Origin of the sequence: Pseudomonas sp. TCU-HL1 (assembly GCF_001708505.1) — a bacterium.
GTDB lineage: Bacteria > Pseudomonadota > Gammaproteobacteria > Pseudomonadales > Pseudomonadaceae > Metapseudomonas.
In genome coordinates this window covers 3,482,262-3,497,168 of the sequence record NZ_CP015992.1, presented here as the reverse complement: position 1 = coordinate 3,497,168, position 14,907 = coordinate 3,482,262, and the positions used below count along the sequence as shown (strand labels likewise).

The window sequence follows — 14,907 nt, the reverse complement described above, 5'->3', positions numbered from 1 at the left end:
CTTAGTCGTCATGGATGCATTGATATTTTAGGGTATAAAATGAACTCTATTTCGCCGTACACTATTCGCTGCTTTAATCCGGCTGCTGGTAAGAAAAAGGTTGAGGATAATTACTCTCCGCTTGGGAAAATAGGGCAGTTTGATGCATATAAAATTCTTAAGGACTATTTGGAGCCTAAGATGAAAAAGTATCAAATCGTGCCGGGCTCAAATCAAATATATTGTTTTCATGGATTTAAGTTCAATGACGAGCGGCGTCAGTTTGCTGGATATTTGCAGGCTGGGGCGTACGGTACAAAGACTGATATCATAAATATTAAAACGGGGAAAATTGACTTCAAGAAGGCGCAAGATAATGCGGAAATGATAAATCATTATGTTAGGTTTTATGTTCCGAAGGATTTGAATGAAGGCGTAGCTTTGCTTCATAATTATAAGAATGTTGGAGTTAAAACTCTGTTGTATTCTATTTTGGGTGCGGAGTTTGGTAGGGTTACGGGTCGTGTCCTGCAGATGAATCCTTTGGCTTATGGAAAGGCATATAGTGAGTGGGAGAAAGCGGCAGCTAAAGAGATAAAGCTCGTAAGATTTAAAGGTATGGCGAATTACGAGGATCAGATTGCCAATCTTGGTCACAGTGAGCAAGAGTTGATTATTAAGTCTACGCGCAAAAATAAGCTCGGGCAGTTATCTGATTATTACACTGCGGGGACTAAGCAAAGAGAGGCGATTGAAATGCTTTCCCCGCTTTGTGCAGAAATTAAAACGGTCGTCGAACTTGGTGGTAAAAAGAGAACTTTTCGTATTGGTGCCAATCCGAACCAGCAAGTGTGTGAGATTGAGCTTGATGAGTCAGAGGTTCCGGTAGTTGCAGGAAATCCTGATCCCGATAGTCTGCACAAATGGTGTGGTTCTCTTTTGAGAGAGTTTGTGGAGTCTATATATCCTGGAATGGGTATCAAGCCATGAGCTCTAAAGTAAATATACTCTCAATTTTGGGCGGCCATCTAAATACTTTATCAAATGTTGATGGTTCGTGGTCTTGGGCTGATGTCTTTACTTTTATTGTTGTGCCTGTAGCGTTCGCCATTGCAGGTGTAGGTGTTGGGTTTAATCTTAATAAAGATGTATCGTCGCTTCTTGTTAACTTTGGTGCAATATTTACCGCATTGCTTTTGTCGGTTTTGGTGCTTGTTTATGACCAAGAGAGCAAGTTGGACGATAAGGAAGTTCTATACAAAGAGCGAAAAATGGCGGGAGACTCTCTGTATGGAGCTAAGAAAAAATTCCTTGAGCAGCTATACTTCAATATAAGTTATTCGATAATAAGTTCCCTGGTGCTGATTGGGGTTTGCTTCTTTCATTCGGTAATTGATGGCTTTTCAAATGCGGGGATGCAGAATGAAAATTCTGGGGCGCTGATGGTAGCTAAGTATGTGTTGACGCCAGCGGCTGTTATTGTCTCATTGAATTTGATGCTGACGATTATGATGATTGTGAAAAGACTCCATTCCCTGCTTACTTTGCGCTAATTTTATTCAATTATTCTTGGTGTGTGGGTTGAAGGGGTTGGGGGTTCGTTTATGAAGCTGGATATTGGGCATGTATATGTTTTATCCAATCCAGCTATGCCGGGGATCGTAAAGATTGGCCATACTAGAAAGGCTAATGTGAGTATTAGGGCTGGAGAACTGTCATCTAATACATCGATTCCTCTACCATTTATTGTGGAAGATTCATGGTTGGTCGAAGATCCTTTGCTTTGGGAGTCGCGCATACATACGCGTCTTGCCTTCTGTCGTGTTGCTAAGGATCGAGAGTTTTTTAAGATCAAGAGTGCAGAGGCTCAGGCGTATATAAATGTATTGATTTATGGCACTGATGATCTTTTTGATTCAGCTTTGTTGGGTATGTTAAATATCGTTGATTTATACAGGCGCTCGCCTAGGTCGTTTAAGGAGTCTGATTTTCAGTTGGGTGAAATTGAAAAAATCTTGGGCGGATTGACTGAGGGGAGGCTTAGTCCGGAAATTCTTGAGAGAATTAATCTGGTGCTTAAAGGGGCTGCATGAAAGGGATTTGGAAAGTGTTGGATTGGGTGTGTAAGTAAGAGGGCGCTATGGGTGAAAATAAGTCTATGACTGATATTTCCTCTCTCTCAGAGCCGGCAGTAAGGTTAATAGAGAAAATTTCAAATGCTGTGGGTGTGCTATATGAGCCTACGAGGATCGTTAGGCTTGCGGCGGCTGAAGCACATGCTGATTTAATTAAGTTCAACAGCAGGCGCCAGCTTTCTCAGTTGGAGCAGCGTGCTGTTTCAAGCTTTCTACAGAGGGAGACCGTCAAACAAGAAAATATAGAGAGTATTACGGGGTTTGCGTTGGATACAATGTCTGCAGACGCCACTCCTGAAGAATTGGATGATACTTGGCTGGCTTATTTTTTTAGGCAGTGCGAACTCATCAAGAACAAGGATATGCAGAAGGTTTGGGGGCAGATTCTTGCTAGGGAGGCTGAGGGGGATAGTGCTTTTTCTCTAAGGACTATAAGTGCCTTGGCGCTTATGAATCACTCAGATGCGGAGATGTTTTCTCGTTTTTGTCAATTTGTGGCTTTGATAGACGGAAATCCTGAGCTGTTGATTTTTGATGTTAATGATAAGTTCTATCGTGATGCTGGTGTTAATTTTGGAGAGACCATCCATCTTCAGTCGATAGGGCTAGTTACATACTCCGATACTGGGTATACGCTTAATGTTACGAAGCACGTCGTGCGGGATGATTTTTATCAAGAAGATTTTTTGTATACGTTAAGTTATTTTGATCAAAACTTAAGTTTAAGGTATCCCCTGATTGAGGATGGAATATTGCGGCGTGACGAGATTCTTTTGTCTACCGGTCAGGTGAACCTAACAGAAGTGGGTCGTGAACTTTTTTATATTTGTTCAGCTAGGCCGAAGGATGGGTTTGTTGGCTACTATGAAAAATGGCTAAAAAAGGAAGATATTGGGTTGGTGCTAAATATTTAATGAAGAGCTATGAATGCTGCAAATTGGGGCGGGAAATGGGTTCAGATAAATTCTGATGTGAAGCCCTTTTGATCAGGCTCGGGTCGCCTGCAGGGCGCTGGATCAGTTGGTGAGTTTTGTCGCGAGAGCTGCGCAATCTGAGTCGCCGATAATGGCCTTCATACGCTCTGACCCATTCAACCGGTACGCTTCACCTCATCCCCCAACTCGGGATGCTTCTGCAGCAACTGGAACAGTTTCACCAGCGCTGTTGGCGCATCCACATCGCCTTTCTCGTAGCGACTGAATGCATTGGGGCCGCCACCGAAGATCTCGCCCGCCTGCTTCTGGGTGAGTTTGAGCTGCTTGCGTACTGCTCTGATCAGCTCCAGGTGCCCGGCGCGTGCGTTGACCTGCTGCCGGGCAAGGTTCATTGCCAGCATGACTCGTTTGGATTCCGCCGGACCTGTGAGGGACTCTCCGCAGGCGTTGCACCAGTCCGCCTCTACGTTGGGGATGAGGGTGGCCTCGCCCTTGTAGATGTACGGCATGTCGCGAACGTCGCGGACCAGGTCGGCCTGGCCGCATACCGGGCATTTCATGGTCAGAGCTCCTTGAAGGACACGATGAGAAGGTCCTCCACCAGGGTGAACTTGAGGTAGAGCTGGCCGACCTCGGTGGTGGGGCGGTAAACGTCCTGCCAGATGGTGTGGTCGGCGTAGGTGGTCATGCTCTTGTAGAAGTCACGAGCGGTGTAACCGCTCCATAAACCCCGTCTTCCTTTGACGGGGTATCGCGATCAGGATGTGCTAGTCGGCGGGCAGTTCCACGGCAGCAGGGCTTCGTAGTCTTCGACACTGTTGGCCGTTGGCAGGCGCTCCAGGACGTGGCGCAGCCAGGCATAGGGTTCTTGCCCGTTGGCTTTGGCCGTTTCGATCAGGCTGTAGAGCTGCGCGCTGGCCGTGGCGCCCTTGGGCGTGTCGCTGAACAGCCAGTTCTTGCGGCCGATCACGAAAGGACGGATGGCGTTCTCGGCACGGTTGTTGTCGATGGGCAGATGCCCGCCTTCGACATAGCGCACGAGCCGGCTCCAGTTGCTGGCCAGGTAGTTCACCGCCTTGCCCAGGGCATTCTGCGCGGCGACCTGTGGCTGGGTCTTGTCCAGCCAGGCCTTGAGCTGTTCCAGGAGGGGCCGGCTGCGCTGCTGTCGTGCGGCGTGACGTTCCAGGTTGCCGCTGTCCTTGTGATCGCGCTCGATGCCGTACAGCTGGTTGATCAGGTTCAAGGCCATGTCGGCGCGCCCGATCTTGCCCTTGGGCTGCACCGTCTGTGCCTCGATGAATTTGCGTCGAGCGTGAGCCCAGCAGGCCAGGCGCTCGATGCCGTCTTGCGCGGCCACGGCGTTGTAGCCGGCATAGTCGTCGGTCATCAGGTAGCCGCGATAGCCGGCGAGCAGGCGCAACGGCACCTCCTGCGCGCGGCTGGTGCTGTAGTCGAAGAGGACGACGGGTTTCTCCGGCGGGCCGCCGCTCTGTACCCACATCCAGGACTGCGCGGTGGGATCGCGCCCGGGTTCGTGCAGTACCTGCAGCCGGGTTTCGTCGCAGTGCAACACCGGGTAGCCCAGCAACTGGTCGCGCATGAGGTTGAGCAGGGGCTGCAACTGCTCGCCAGACTGGATCACCCAGCGCGCCAGGGTCTGGCGGGGGATGTCGAGGCCGTGGCGGCTGAGCATCCTCTCGAAGCGATACAGCGGGATGCCATCGGCGTACTTGGTGGTCAGCAGCATGGCCAGCACGCTAGGGCTGGCCACACTTTTCTCGATCAGTTGGGCCGGCTTGTCGGCCGTGACCGGAGCGCTTTCGCAGGCTTTGCAGGCGTAGGTTTTGCGGATATGGCGGATCACCCGTACCTGCATCGGGATGATCTCCAATTGCTCGCTGGTCTCCTCGCCGATCACCTGCTTGCAGGCGCCGCAGGCACAGGTCAACTCGTGCTCGGGCAGTTCATGGATGATTTCAACGCGCGGCAAGTCAGCCGGGAGGGGCTTGCGCTTGCCACGTCGCTTCACTGGGGCGACGACTTCTTCGGCTTCACCCGATCCGCCAGCAGGTTCTTCGAGCAACTCCTCAGCCTCGTTGAACATGGCCAACTGAGGGGAGTCGGCATCCTCGGGGCTACGCTCGGACTTTGGCGAGAACAGTTTGTGGCGCAGCAGAGCAACCTGTTCCTGCAATTGCAGAACCAAGGCCTTGAGCAGGACGGGATCGTCGGGAAGGGAGTCTGCGCCAGATTTCATGGCGCCGGATTATACCGACTCAGCTCACAAAACGCGGGGTCAGCACCTTGTGTGGCTGGTTCCCCCAGAGGTCGAATCCTGCCAGCAACTGATTCAGTTCCCGCACCGTCAACACGATGGGCTCTTCAGCATCAGGCTTGGTCTTGAAACGCTCGGCCTGCAGGCGCTTGAGCCACAGGCAAAAGCCATTGCGTTCCCAATAGAGGATCTTCACCCGGTTGCGTGTTTTGTTGAGGAAGACGAACAACACCGGGTCGAACACGGCCACCTTGATATCCAGCTCCACCAAGGCCGCCAGACCATCAATGGACTTCCGGAAGTCGACGGGTTTCGGATAGAGGTAGACGGCTTTGACCTTGGCGTCCGGACGCATCATGACGGGGCTCCACTGGGAAAACGGGAGCCCAGCATCCGCAAGCGGATCGTTCAGTTGAAGGTGGGGTTCATGGAGCGCTTACCGAGCGGTGAGGGCCTGGATGATGGCGAGCATGCCGTCGATGTCCAGACCCAGTTCCGCGCCACCTTCCAGGGCCACTCGTGTGAAGCGGTATCGCTGCTCCGCAGCGGCTTGCTTGACCAGTACCAGCTTAAAGTGTGGTGTGCGCTTCTCCATGGGGTAAAAATAACCAAATAGGTTAATTTCGTCAACCTGTGCGGCTGGCGCACATGATGCGCTTCATGCGTTCCATGGAGAAAAGGGGAGGGATTGCCAGTGACCGGGACAGATCTACTTTCAGCAAATAGATCTGCCCCCTCTCTTTGCCCTTTCTTTGGTATTTACCACTTCTAACTGCCATCTAAATGGCTCGACACGTTAGGCGCTTCGTCTGCTGGTGAGTTGGCTGATGCGCCCGGGCGACAGCTTGTAGATCCGAGCAACTTCTTTCCTGGGAATACCGCGGTTTACTGCTGCGTTGATTTTGAGATCGCGAATCTGACGATCCCGCTTCCTGGTGTCTGCGTCATGAAGCGCGTGCAAGACCTCGACTTGGATCTGAAGACCGCTAACCTTGCGTTCGAGTTCTTTGATGCGATATTCGTTTTTAAGGTCAGTCATGATAATGTCTGCCTGTTATATTGCGGTGGGGTTTATCCCTCTTCTGAAAATAGACCTGGGCTCTTGACGGAGTTGTGGTCAAATTCTCAGGGGGATTTAAATCTTACCAATTATTTTTTTGCTTGAATATCATGTTTGGCGCTTGCCTCTTCGGTGATAAAAAATAGCTATATAAATCAATAAATTGTAGTTATAAAATATCTGGCTATTAAAGTAGTGCTTTGATAGGTTGGGTATGTCAGTTTAGTGCGGCGGAAAATTGTTTCGCTTTCACCCGCTGAGTTGGATCTTCGCTAAGCGCCCCCTTTTTGTTCCTTGCTTTTTACCCACTGAAGCTCAAGTGAAGTCCGAACCCCTGTCACTTGAAGCTGATGCACTACTCGCTCTGCCAACCACTCTCCATTGCCAATCTGCGCCTTGAACCCCTGCACCTGGTAACGCCACTCCGGGCTCAGGTCTGGCCTGCCTCGTGCCAGGTTGAGGCTCAGGGTGCTGCTGCCGCGCTGGATGCGACCCCATTCGGCGCGGGCGGCGCATAGGGCGCTGGATCGATTGGCGTAGGTGTGTCGCAGGACCTTGGCGTTCTCTTCGTCTCCGACAATCGCCTCCATCCGTTCTGACCCATTCACGTCGTAGTAGTACGCCCGCACGCCGCTGTACACGTCCCGATCGGCCTGCAGGAAACGGTGCTGATCGCCTTCGGCGCGGGTGATGGTGACGATGGGGAGTTCCTTTCCGCTGGCGGATTCGCCCTGGCCGATCGCCATGAACAGCAGGCGACCGTGTTTGATGGTGGCCACGGCGTCGTGCTCCTGGCCGAGGCGGGTGATGAGGTTGAGGTCGCTCTCGTCGGTCTGGTCCAGATGGGGGACTTCGATGGCTTCGAGCTGAGGGCTGATGGCGGGCTCCAGGTCGTGTTCCTGGGCGAGGGTGCGGAGGATGTCGCCGAGGGTGGTGTCGTGCCAGCTGCGTTCGCGCTTTTTGACGAGGGGGCCGCGCATGTCTGCGCTGCGGGCGCGGATGCTGAGCATGTCGGGCGGGCCGCTGTGTTCGGTTTCGTCGACGGTGAAGGTTCCTTTGTCCACCAGCCCGGTGTCGCTCCAGCCGAGCCAGACCTGCAGGGTGGCGCCGCGTGGGGGAATGGCGAGGAGGCCGTCGTGGTCGCTGAGCTCGATGTCGAGCTGGTCCGCCTCGGGGCCGCGGTTGTCGGTGAGGGTGAGGCTGATCAGGCGGGCGGTGATGTCGGCCGTGATGTCGCGGCCGTTCACGGTGAGGCGGTAGATGGGCTTGGGGTAGTTCATCGCAGGATGTTCCCGAGGGTTTCCAGGGCGCTGCCGAGCAGGTCGATGCGGCTTTCGTCGACTCGCTGCAGGTGCAGGCTGAATTCGATGCGGCGGGCGGCGCCGTCTTGGAAGAAGAGGGTGCGGGTTTCGCTGAGGCTTTCGATCACCCAGAGGCCGTAGATGCGGCCGGTGCCTTCCACCAGGGGCCAGGCTTTGCCCGTGTCGGCCATCACGCGCAGGGTGTCGAGGCTGAGCAGGGCGCCGCAGAGTTCTGGTACCAGCACGCCGGGCAGGGTGATCTGGTCATCGCCCCGGCCAAGGAATTGCCGCGCCGGCGGGGCGCCCACGCGGGATGTGCTGGGGTGGCGCCAGTCGGTCTGGCGCTGGAGTTCCTGGTAGGCGAGGGTGGGCAGGCCGAATACGAACATCCCTAAGGCCATCATCATGGCGGTTACTCCCTGTCGAAGAGCGCGCTGCGGGCGCGGATGTGCTTGGCGCGCTCGCGCTTGTCCAGCTCCTGGGTCACGGCGCGGGCGATGGCCTGGGCGTCCATGCCCGGGGTGGGCTGGATGATGATCTGGACGGTGTCGTGACTGTCGATCTGCACCGGCTGGACGCCGGTAGTGAGGGGCGGGCGGTGGTCGATGGCGATCGCGCTGCCGGCCATGCCGAGGGTGAGGGCGCCGATGCCGGTCATGCGCTTGGCGAGATCCCCCAGCTGAGCCAGCGGACCCTGCTCGCCGGCGGCCAGGCCCTGGGCGAGACCGGCCATGGTGTCTTGGCCCAGGGCGGCGAATACGCGGGAGGGACTGTGGATGCCGAGCTTGGCCTTGAACCAGCCGATGGCGGATTCGCCGGCGCCGGTGATGGCACTTTTCACGCTGCCCAGGGCGCTGGTGATGCCCTTGGCCAGCCCCTGCAGGATCATGCTGCCGAAGTCGGTGAACTTGGCCGGCAGCTCCACGCCCAGGTAGCCCATCACTCCCGCGAAGGCGCGGTAGAACAGGCCCAGTGGGCTGAAGTCGACCGCCAGTTTCAGGATGCCGGTGAGGCCCTCGCTGAAGCCGTCTTTCACTTCCTGCCAGAGGTCGCGGAAGTAGGGGCCGACGCGGTCCCAATGGCGGTAGATGAGGTAGGCGCCAAGGGCGATGGCGGTGATGGCCAGGCCAATGGGGTTGAGCATCAGCGCGCGGCCCAGGATCAGCAGGGCGCGGCCCACGAAGGGAATCACCGTTTTGCCCAGACTCCAGAGCAGACTGACGAGGTTTGGCAGGCGGATGCCGACCTGGGCGAGCAGGAAGCGCATGGCGATCATCGGGCCGAGGATGCCGGCAATGCCGATGGCGAGGCTGCCGAGGGTGGCCATGAACAGGGAGAAGCCGGCGACAGTGATGACGATGGCTTTGCTGAGCGCCGGGTTTTCCTTGAGGAACTCGACGACCTGGTGCAGCAGATCACTGAGGCCCTGGGTGAACCCGCGCATCCAGTCGTTGTTCTTGTCGAATAGCTCGACGGAGATGTTCTCCAGGGCGGCATGGAGGATGGTCATGTCGCCCTTGAGGTTGTCCAGTTGGGTGCGGGCAACCTGGGCAGCTTCTCCCTCGGAGTTGTCCAGGTTGCCACGCATGCCCTGGAACTGGCCGCTTTCCACTGCGCGCATGAGGGTGCCGAAGCTGGTGACGGCATACTGCCCGGCGATGGATTTGTAGATGGCGCCCCGCTCGATGTTGCCCATGTCCTTGGTCTTGTCGTGGATGTCCGCAAGGATGTCGAGCATGTCCCGCATGTTGCCGTTTTCATCCGAGGTGACGACGCCGAGTTCGGCGACGGCCTTGGAGTTGCCCAGGCGCGTGAGCACCGAGCGCATCGAGGTACCGGCCATGCTGCCCTGGACGCCGGCGTTACCCAGCAGGGCGGTGGCGGCCGTGACGGTCTCCAGGCTCTGGCCGTATTCGCGGCCCACGCCGGCGGAGTACTTGAGGGACTCGCCGAGCATCTGAATATCGACGTTGTTGCGGGTGAAGGCGGCCGTCAGCACGTCGGCGACCTTGTTCATTTCCTCCGCCGGAATGCCCATGGCCATCTGGATGTTGGAGGCGATGTCGGCGGTGGTGCCGAGGTCCATGTCGCCGGCGGCGGCGAGGTTGAGCATGCCGGGCATGGCGCCGAGGATCTGCTGCGGGGTGTAGCCGGTGCGGCCGAGGAAGTACTGGCCCTGGGCGACTTCGCTGTCGGTGAACTTGCTGGACAGGGGCAAGGTGCGGGCCTGCTCGCGCAGGGCCTGCATCTCGGGGCTGTTCTTGCTCTGCAGGCGCGTTACAGCCTGGGTGGCGGACATGGTGGCGTCGAACTCGTAGCCCACGCCCAGCATCGTCTGCAGGCCGCGACCAGTGTAGAGGCCGGTGGCGCGGGCGGCCATGCCGGTGCCGGCCAGGGCGGCGGTGTTCTGCACGCCCTGGCTGTAGGCGGCGCGGCTTCTGCGCAGACGCTCTTGCTGGGCGCTGAGGCGGCGCATGCGCTCGGTCTGGGTCTTGATGGCGGCGTTGGCGCGCTCGATTTCGCCGGTCAGGCTGCGCTCGAAGGTGCCGAGGTTGCGGGTGCTGATGCCGGCGGAGTTGAAGCCTGCGACCAGGCGGCGCAGTTCCTCGCGCTGGCTGCTGTGCTTCTGCCTTAGGCGGTCCACTTCGGCGCTGGTTTCGCGAAAGCTGCGTTGGAACCTGGCAGAGGGAGCGTCCATGCCCTTGAGCTGGTGCTTGTAGTCGGCCAGGCGGTTCTGCAGCTTGGCCAGGCGCTCGGCCGTTTCCCGCACGGCCTTGTGCTGGTCCCGGTAGGCGCTGACGTCGCGCTGGGTCTGGTTGAGGCTTTTCAGCTGGTCGCGGGCTGCCTTGAGCGCGCGGGCGGTGGCGCCGCTGCCCTGGCTGATCTTGCGCAGCGGGCCGCTGGCGCGGTCGAGGGCCGAGAGCAGGACCTGGAGCTTGAGTACGTCACTTGCCATCGGTTTCCACCCTTACCCGGGCGCGCTCGCGCCAGTCCATCAGCTCCTCGAGGCCGAGTTCATCCATGTGGGCCGGCGCCCAGTGGAAGACCACGGCGAGATCCGCCATGGCGTCCTCTACGCGAGCAGGGAGGCGTCCGCCTTGGCCTGCTTCTGCAGCAAAAAACCGGCGACCTTGGTGCCGCAGGCGAGCAGGTCGGCCGGGTCCATGGTGGTGGCTTCGTACTCGTTGAGGGTGGGTGTGGTGATGCGCGGCAGCAGCTTGATGAGTGCGGTGACGTCTAGCTGCAGCAGGTCAGCCAGATGCAGGCCGCGCAGCTCGCCGGCGTTGGGTTTGCGCAGGGTGATTTCGAGGATCTCGGTGTCGCCGCGTTTGATCGGCTGGTCGAGGGTGACGGTGTTGTCGGCAGCGGGTTTCTTGGCCATGGGGCACCTCGGTGGGAGTGGTCCCGACCAAGATGGCGGAGGTGCCCGGTGTGGCCCAGCAGCGGAGGTTGTAGGCGTTGGCGTTACAGGTTCACCACTGCTCGGGCGGCAGGCGGCGGGTGTGGAAGATGCGCAGGATCTGCAGGCGATCCCCACGGACGCGGTAGGGGATGATGTAGGGGTGATTGGGCATGACCCATTCGCGGGTACCGGCTACGCGACCTTCGCGCCCCATGCCGGGGAATCGGGCGAGCTGCTCGATGTCGGCCACTATGGCCTTCACCACGTCTGCTGCAGCCTGGGGGTTGTCCTGGGCGATGTAGGCGGCTTCGTCGTCGAGGTTCTGTAGCGCCTTGCGGAGCCACTCAATGCGCATTGCCGGTCCACTTCTCCAGGGTGGCTTGCACCTCTTCGGCGGTGGCGAAGTCGCCTTCGTCGGCTTCGGCGACAGCGCGCTGGATTTCGGCGACCTGCCAGCTTTCGCGGCGGATGTATTCGCTCAGGGCTTCCTGGGCGAGGGCATCGGCGCTGCGGCCGGTGGCCTTGGCCAGGCTGGCCAGGTGGTGGGCAATATCGTCCGGCAGGTTGAGGGACACGAGAGACATGCGGGCCTCGGTGGGAAAGTGAGCAACACGCCCATGGTACACCCTGGGCGCTGCCTGGCCACCCCTACAGGCCGATGGCGCGGCGGTGCTCGGCGAGAAGGTCGCGGCCGTCGACGATGAGGGTGAAGTTCAAGAGGTCGATTTCGATCTCGGTGCGGCCGTCCACCACCAGCTTGTAGTAGCTGCAGGTGGTGGTGATCTTGTGTTCGGTGTCTTCCCCGGGCTCGGCGTCGCCGAAGTCGATTTCTTCGTGACGGCCGCGCACGACGATTTCCACGGCGCTGACCTGGGCCGTGTCGTCGCGCTGCACGGAGCCGGCCCAGCGCAGCTGCACGCCGCTGGCACTGGTGATACCGAACTGGCGCAGGGGGAGCAGGTCCCAGCCGCCGAGGGTCCATTCCAGCTGGATGCCGTCGTCGCTCATGCCGAGGTCGGCCTTCACCGGGCCGTCCATGCCGGCGCCGCGCCAGGCTTCGAGCTTGCGGGCGAGCTTGGGCAGGGTGACGGTCTTGGCCACGCCCATGTAGCTGTTGCCGTCGTTGAAGAGGTTCATGTGCTTGAGCTTTTTGGGCAGGGCCATGGGGTACTCCTGAGTGTGGTGCTAGCGACGTTTGCCCTCTCCCCCGGCCCCTCTCCCGCAGGCGGGAGAGGGGAGCAACGCGGGGAAGGAGGTTTAAGCGGATACGCGGGCGGCGAAGTCGAGCAGGTAGCGGTCGGTGATGCGCTGGCGCAGGTTGAGGTCTTCCAGGGGCGGTACGGGGGTGTAGTCGTAGTCCAGGAAGAGGCGGCCGGCCTTGAGGGTGTTGGCGTCGTTGGCGCCGGCGTCGTACCAGCACTGGCCGTCGATGATGTAGCCCTGGCCGGTGAGCTCGCGGAACTTGGCGTTGATGCCTTCGACGATGTCGCGCACCAGGCTCGGGTGCATGGGTTTGTCGATGGCCCAGAAGTGCGCCTCGGCCATGGTGTCGGCCAGCACCTGGGCGGTGCGGGTGTAGTTCTCGAAGGCGAACAGCGGATCTGAGCTGCAGGTGCGCGAACCCCAGAAGCGGAAGCCGTTCTGGCGGATCAGTGTGGTGACTTCGTTGGCGTTGAGGTAGCCGGCGTCGGTGTTGGGGTTCTGCAGGTCCCAGAACACGTCCTGGCTGATGCCGGTGACGCCCTGGACGGGGATGTTGGAGAGCGATTTGTGCCAGCCGATCTGCTGGTCGAGCTTGGCGCGCAGGCCCAGGGCGCGGGCAGTGGCTGCGGCCCTGGTCGGGGCGTTTGCGGTGCTGTCCCAGGTGAGGAAGTCGGGCCAGATCAGCATCAGCTCACGGGCGCTGAAGTTTTCCCGGTAGGCCACGGCTTCTTCCTTGGTCTGGCAGTCCCAGGCGCTGGCATAGGCGAAGGCACGCAGCTTTTCGGCTATGACGGCCAGCTCGGTGGTCACCGGCAGGCTGTCCAGCCCTGGGCAGGCAAGAATGCGCGGAGTGACGCCCAGTCGGCTGCGAGCGGCCAGCAGGGCCTTGAGGCCGGTGTACTGGCCGTTGGGCGCGACCTGGCCAATGAGGTTGCTGGTGGTTTCCTCGGGGGAGGCACCTTCGGGCACGCGAACCACCACCGTCAGCGGGCTGGCATTGTCGGCGATGGCATCGAGGCTGGCGGCCAGGGTGCCTTGGTCGCCGGCTTTGCCGCTGGCGGCGAGCACGTCGGTGAGCAGTACCGGTGTGTTGAAGGGGAAGACCTGGTCGTCCGCATCGGCGCTGGTGCAGGCCATGCCGACGACGGCCGTGGAGAGGGTGCGAATGGGGCGCGTGCCGTCGTTGATTTCGACGACACGGACGCCGTGATGGTAGTCGGACATGGCGGGCCTGCATGGCAGCGGAGGAGATGCGTGCAGGCTGCCCCGCGCGCGGGCCGAGGGCGAGCGGCGGGGCTTGTAGCTACGGGGATTACAAGGCGTCGAGGGTGGCGATGGCAGCCGCTTGAGCCGCCAGCACGGCCTCCACTGTGTTGGCCGATTTCACGCCAGCCTTGCCGGCAATGCGCTCGCCCTCGATGCGTCCGGCGGTCTGGTGCCAGGCTTGTTGGGCGGCGACTACCTTCTCCGCCAACCCCGCAATGGTCAAGCCCAGCGCCTGGGCCTCGTGGGATAACAGCGGGTAGGCGCCGGGGTCGGTCGAGGCCCTGGCTTTCAGGGCCTTCTCGGCCTCGGCGACCTTGGCCAGGTAGATGGCGTCCTGACCGTCGATCAGGGTGATGTGCCGGGCCCGCGCGCGGACGGCGGCGCTGTCGATGCTGGCCATGGCCTGGCTGGCGGCAGCGGTGGCCAGAATTTCCATCGGTACGCCATGTGCCAGAGCGTCTTCGACTTCAAAGGCGGAATAGAACTGGCCGTCATGAATGAAGTTGAGTTGCATGGGAGCCTCCTTAGAAAACCAGGTTGGTGAGCAGGCTGCTGGGTTTGCCGTTGCTGTCGGCGGTGTAGCCCTTGAGCAGGTCGCCCAGCCATTGGCTGCCGGCGGGCATGGTGGTGCCGGCTGCAGAGAAGATCAGGGGCGCGCCACCGCAATCGACCAGGGAGGCGTTCTTCACCTTCGGGCCTACGCGGGTAATGCGGTTGAGGTACAGCGACAGGGTGGTGATCTGCGCGTTGATGGTCTGGCGCAGGAACGGGGTGTCACCCAGCTCAATGTCGCAGTTCGACAGGTGGACCCGGCCGCCGGGCCTGTCATAGCGGCGGATGAAGCCGGTGTAGATGATGTTCTTGGTAGAGTCCGGTTTCGAGTAGTTGGCTGTTCTGATGCGCAGGTTGCCCAAGACCAGGGCGCCACTGTCCAGGTTGAAGCCGGTGGTCATATTGTCGACGTTGCCGCCACCGTCTGGGTGAGGGGACTCGTAGCAGATGTTGCGCAGCACAGGCTTGTCGCCATCCCCCCGGCGGAGGATGGTCACGTTCCGGAATCCCTGGTTGATTGTCGAGTCGAGCATGAACTCCTGCCCGCCCTGGAGGTAGATGTAGCCGCCACCCCCGTAGGGAATTGCGTCAATCGCTCTCTTGAGCGTCTGGAAGGGTTCGGTGTTGCTGCCCGGGCCCTTGTCGTTGCCGGCCACAGCGTCGACGAAGTAGCTGCGGTTGAGCGACGGCGCGGACTTCACGGCCGCCGCCAGCGCGGCGTTGATGGCCTTGTCCTTCTCGCGGAAGGTGGCGACGAGGTTGCTGGCCTCGTTGATCAGTTGAGACATGCCCATGGGG

Annotated in this window: 20 protein-coding genes and 1 pseudogene; 4 read left to right on the top strand and 17 right to left on the bottom strand. The window is 59.3% G+C overall.

The window, feature by feature from the left end:
• The first annotated feature begins 39 nt into the window (after nucleotides 1–39).
• From THL1_RS16270 to THL1_RS16255, 4 genes are read left to right on the top strand one after another with little or no spacing between them, the layout of a single operon-like run.
• Nucleotides 40–969, top strand: coding sequence for a hypothetical protein (locus THL1_RS16270; protein WP_069084200.1), 930 nt, complete (start codon nucleotides 40–42; stop codon nucleotides 967–969).
• A complete protein-coding gene (locus tag THL1_RS29725) occupies nucleotides 966–1,532 on the top strand; it encodes a hypothetical protein (RefSeq protein ID WP_145928313.1) in 567 nt (188 codons plus the stop codon). Before THL1_RS16270 ends, THL1_RS29725 begins: the two co-directional genes overlap by 4 nt.
• Before the next feature lie 51 nt (nucleotides 1,533–1,583).
• The gene (locus tag THL1_RS16260; protein WP_083245908.1) at nucleotides 1,584–2,072 is read left to right on the top strand and encodes a GIY-YIG nuclease family protein; all 489 of its coding nucleotides are present in this window, start codon (nucleotides 1,584–1,586) and stop codon (nucleotides 2,070–2,072) included.
• 47 nt (nucleotides 2,073–2,119) lie between these two features.
• On the top strand, nucleotides 2,120–3,028 hold the full coding sequence (locus THL1_RS16255; RefSeq protein ID WP_069084197.1) for a DUF2806 domain-containing protein: 909 nt from the start codon (nucleotides 2,120–2,122) through the stop codon (nucleotides 3,026–3,028).
• A 176-nt stretch (nucleotides 3,029–3,204) separates the two neighbouring features.
• On the opposite strand, the gene THL1_RS16250 is transcribed toward THL1_RS16255, so the two are convergent.
• The 17 genes and pseudogenes from THL1_RS16250 to THL1_RS16175 form a co-directional block, all read right to left on the bottom strand.
• The gene (locus tag THL1_RS16250) at nucleotides 3,205–3,609 is read right to left on the bottom strand and encodes a type II TA system antitoxin MqsA family protein (protein WP_069084196.1); all 405 of its coding nucleotides are present in this window, start codon (nucleotides 3,607–3,609) and stop codon (nucleotides 3,205–3,207) included.
• Nucleotides 3,610–3,611: 2 nt separating this feature from the next.
• Nucleotides 3,612–3,749, bottom strand: a pseudogene (locus THL1_RS16245) (type II toxin-antitoxin system MqsR family toxin); the annotation flags it as partial.
• 57 nt (nucleotides 3,750–3,806) lie between these two features.
• The gene (gene tnpC, locus THL1_RS16240; protein ID WP_083245827.1) at nucleotides 3,807–5,306 is read right to left on the bottom strand and encodes an IS66 family transposase; all 1,500 of its coding nucleotides are present in this window, start codon (nucleotides 5,304–5,306) and stop codon (nucleotides 3,807–3,809) included.
• Between the two features lie 19 nt (nucleotides 5,307–5,325).
• Nucleotides 5,326–5,682 carry an IS66 family insertion sequence element accessory protein TnpB gene (gene tnpB, locus THL1_RS16235; protein ID WP_003449170.1) on the bottom strand — a complete coding sequence of 119 codons (357 nt, stop codon included), beginning with the start codon at nucleotides 5,680–5,682 and terminating at the stop codon, nucleotides 5,326–5,328.
• A gap of 78 nt (nucleotides 5,683–5,760) precedes the next feature.
• On the bottom strand, nucleotides 5,761–5,919 hold the full coding sequence (locus THL1_RS16230) for a type II toxin-antitoxin system MqsR family toxin (RefSeq protein WP_145928312.1): 159 nt from the start codon (nucleotides 5,917–5,919) through the stop codon (nucleotides 5,761–5,763).
• Nucleotides 5,920–6,120: 201 nt separating this feature from the next.
• Nucleotides 6,121–6,363 carry a hypothetical protein gene (locus THL1_RS16225; RefSeq protein ID WP_069084195.1) on the bottom strand — a complete coding sequence of 81 codons (243 nt, stop codon included), beginning with the start codon at nucleotides 6,361–6,363 and terminating at the stop codon, nucleotides 6,121–6,123.
• Between the two features lie 293 nt (nucleotides 6,364–6,656).
• Nucleotides 6,657–7,664: a phage late control D family protein gene (locus THL1_RS16220; protein ID WP_069084194.1), complete on the bottom strand. Its 1,008-nt coding sequence runs from the start codon at nucleotides 7,662–7,664 to the stop codon at nucleotides 6,657–6,659.
• Nucleotides 7,661–8,092 carry a phage tail protein gene (locus THL1_RS16215; protein ID WP_069084193.1) on the bottom strand — a complete coding sequence of 144 codons (432 nt, stop codon included), beginning with the start codon at nucleotides 8,090–8,092 and terminating at the stop codon, nucleotides 7,661–7,663. The genes THL1_RS16220 and THL1_RS16215 overlap by 4 nt, the downstream gene beginning before the upstream one ends.
• Nucleotides 8,093–8,097: 5 nt before the next feature.
• Nucleotides 8,098–10,641 carry a phage tail tape measure protein gene (locus tag THL1_RS16210; protein ID WP_069084192.1) on the bottom strand — a complete coding sequence of 848 codons (2,544 nt, stop codon included), beginning with the start codon at nucleotides 10,639–10,641 and terminating at the stop codon, nucleotides 8,098–8,100.
• Nucleotides 10,631–10,750: a GpE family phage tail protein gene (locus tag THL1_RS29005; RefSeq protein ID WP_083245906.1), complete on the bottom strand. Its 120-nt coding sequence runs from the start codon at nucleotides 10,748–10,750 to the stop codon at nucleotides 10,631–10,633. Before THL1_RS29005 ends, THL1_RS16210 begins: the two co-directional genes overlap by 11 nt.
• 8 nt (nucleotides 10,751–10,758) lie before the next feature.
• The gene (locus THL1_RS16205) at nucleotides 10,759–11,067 is read right to left on the bottom strand and encodes a phage tail assembly protein (RefSeq protein WP_069084191.1); all 309 of its coding nucleotides are present in this window, start codon (nucleotides 11,065–11,067) and stop codon (nucleotides 10,759–10,761) included.
• A gap of 91 nt (nucleotides 11,068–11,158) precedes the next feature.
• Nucleotides 11,159–11,443 carry a type II toxin-antitoxin system RelE/ParE family toxin gene (locus THL1_RS16200; protein ID WP_069084190.1) on the bottom strand — a complete coding sequence of 95 codons (285 nt, stop codon included), beginning with the start codon at nucleotides 11,441–11,443 and terminating at the stop codon, nucleotides 11,159–11,161.
• Complete coding sequence (locus THL1_RS16195) at nucleotides 11,433–11,672, bottom strand: CopG family ribbon-helix-helix protein (protein ID WP_069084189.1); 240 nt, start codon at nucleotides 11,670–11,672, stop codon at nucleotides 11,433–11,435. The genes THL1_RS16200 and THL1_RS16195 overlap by 11 nt, the downstream gene beginning before the upstream one ends.
• A 64-nt stretch (nucleotides 11,673–11,736) precedes the next feature.
• Nucleotides 11,737–12,252 carry a phage major tail tube protein gene (locus tag THL1_RS16190; RefSeq protein WP_069084188.1) on the bottom strand — a complete coding sequence of 172 codons (516 nt, stop codon included), beginning with the start codon at nucleotides 12,250–12,252 and terminating at the stop codon, nucleotides 11,737–11,739.
• A gap of 93 nt (nucleotides 12,253–12,345) precedes the next feature.
• Complete coding sequence (locus THL1_RS16185) at nucleotides 12,346–13,515, bottom strand: phage tail sheath protein (protein WP_069084187.1); 1,170 nt, start codon at nucleotides 13,513–13,515, stop codon at nucleotides 12,346–12,348.
• A gap of 88 nt (nucleotides 13,516–13,603) precedes the next feature.
• Nucleotides 13,604–14,071 carry a hypothetical protein gene (locus THL1_RS16180; RefSeq protein WP_069084186.1) on the bottom strand — a complete coding sequence of 156 codons (468 nt, stop codon included), beginning with the start codon at nucleotides 14,069–14,071 and terminating at the stop codon, nucleotides 13,604–13,606.
• 10 nt (nucleotides 14,072–14,081) lie between these two features.
• Nucleotides 14,082–14,903 (bottom strand): hypothetical protein, encoded by an 822-nt coding sequence (locus THL1_RS16175; protein ID WP_069084185.1) that lies wholly within the window; start codon nucleotides 14,901–14,903, stop codon nucleotides 14,082–14,084.
• Nucleotides 14,904–14,907: the final 4 nt, after the last annotated feature.

What these genes read in the sequence shown, in the direction of transcription:
- THL1_RS16205 (WP_069084191.1), bottom strand. Translation starts at nt 11,067, where the DNA reads ATGGCCAAGAAACCCGCTGCCGACAACACCGTCACCCTCGACCAGCCG.
- THL1_RS29725 (WP_145928313.1), top strand. Translation starts at nt 966, where the DNA reads ATGAGCTCTAAAGTAAATATACTCTCAATTTTGGGCGGCCATCTAAAT.
- THL1_RS16220 (WP_069084194.1), bottom strand. Translation starts at nt 7,664, where the DNA reads ATGAACTACCCCAAGCCCATCTACCGCCTCACCGTGAACGGCCGCGAC.
- THL1_RS16190 (WP_069084188.1), bottom strand. Translation starts at nt 12,252, where the DNA reads ATGGCCCTGCCCAAAAAGCTCAAGCACATGAACCTCTTCAACGACGGC.
- THL1_RS16230 (WP_145928312.1), bottom strand. Translation starts at nt 5,919, where the DNA reads ATGGAGAAGCGCACACCACACTTTAAGCTGGTACTGGTCAAGCAAGCC.
- THL1_RS16225 (WP_069084195.1), bottom strand. Translation starts at nt 6,363, where the DNA reads ATGACTGACCTTAAAAACGAATATCGCATCAAAGAACTCGAACGCAAG.
- THL1_RS29005 (WP_083245906.1), bottom strand. Translation starts at nt 10,750, where the DNA reads ATGGCGGATCTCGCCGTGGTCTTCCACTGGGCGCCGGCCCACATGGAT.
- tnpC (WP_083245827.1), bottom strand. Translation starts at nt 5,306, where the DNA reads ATGAAATCTGGCGCAGACTCCCTTCCCGACGATCCCGTCCTGCTCAAG.
- THL1_RS16255 (WP_069084197.1), top strand. Translation starts at nt 2,120, where the DNA reads ATGGGTGAAAATAAGTCTATGACTGATATTTCCTCTCTCTCAGAGCCG.
- THL1_RS16200 (WP_069084190.1), bottom strand. Translation starts at nt 11,443, where the DNA reads ATGCGCATTGAGTGGCTCCGCAAGGCGCTACAGAACCTCGACGACGAA.
- tnpB (WP_003449170.1), bottom strand. Translation starts at nt 5,682, where the DNA reads ATGATGCGTCCGGACGCCAAGGTCAAAGCCGTCTACCTCTATCCGAAA.
- THL1_RS16260 (WP_083245908.1), top strand. Translation starts at nt 1,584, where the DNA reads ATGAAGCTGGATATTGGGCATGTATATGTTTTATCCAATCCAGCTATG.
- THL1_RS16195 (WP_069084189.1), bottom strand. Translation starts at nt 11,672, where the DNA reads ATGTCTCTCGTGTCCCTCAACCTGCCGGACGATATTGCCCACCACCTG.
- THL1_RS16185 (WP_069084187.1), bottom strand. Translation starts at nt 13,515, where the DNA reads ATGTCCGACTACCATCACGGCGTCCGTGTCGTCGAAATCAACGACGGC.
- THL1_RS16250 (WP_069084196.1), bottom strand. Translation starts at nt 3,609, where the DNA reads ATGAAATGCCCGGTATGCGGCCAGGCCGACCTGGTCCGCGACGTTCGC.
- THL1_RS16175 (WP_069084185.1), bottom strand. Translation starts at nt 14,903, where the DNA reads ATGGGCATGTCTCAACTGATCAACGAGGCCAGCAACCTCGTCGCCACC.
- THL1_RS16215 (WP_069084193.1), bottom strand. Translation starts at nt 8,092, where the DNA reads ATGATGATGGCCTTAGGGATGTTCGTATTCGGCCTGCCCACCCTCGCC.
- THL1_RS16180 (WP_069084186.1), bottom strand. Translation starts at nt 14,071, where the DNA reads ATGCAACTCAACTTCATTCATGACGGCCAGTTCTATTCCGCCTTTGAA.
- THL1_RS16270 (WP_069084200.1), top strand. Translation starts at nt 40, where the DNA reads ATGAACTCTATTTCGCCGTACACTATTCGCTGCTTTAATCCGGCTGCT.
- THL1_RS16210 (WP_069084192.1), bottom strand. Translation starts at nt 10,641, where the DNA reads ATGGCAAGTGACGTACTCAAGCTCCAGGTCCTGCTCTCGGCCCTCGAC.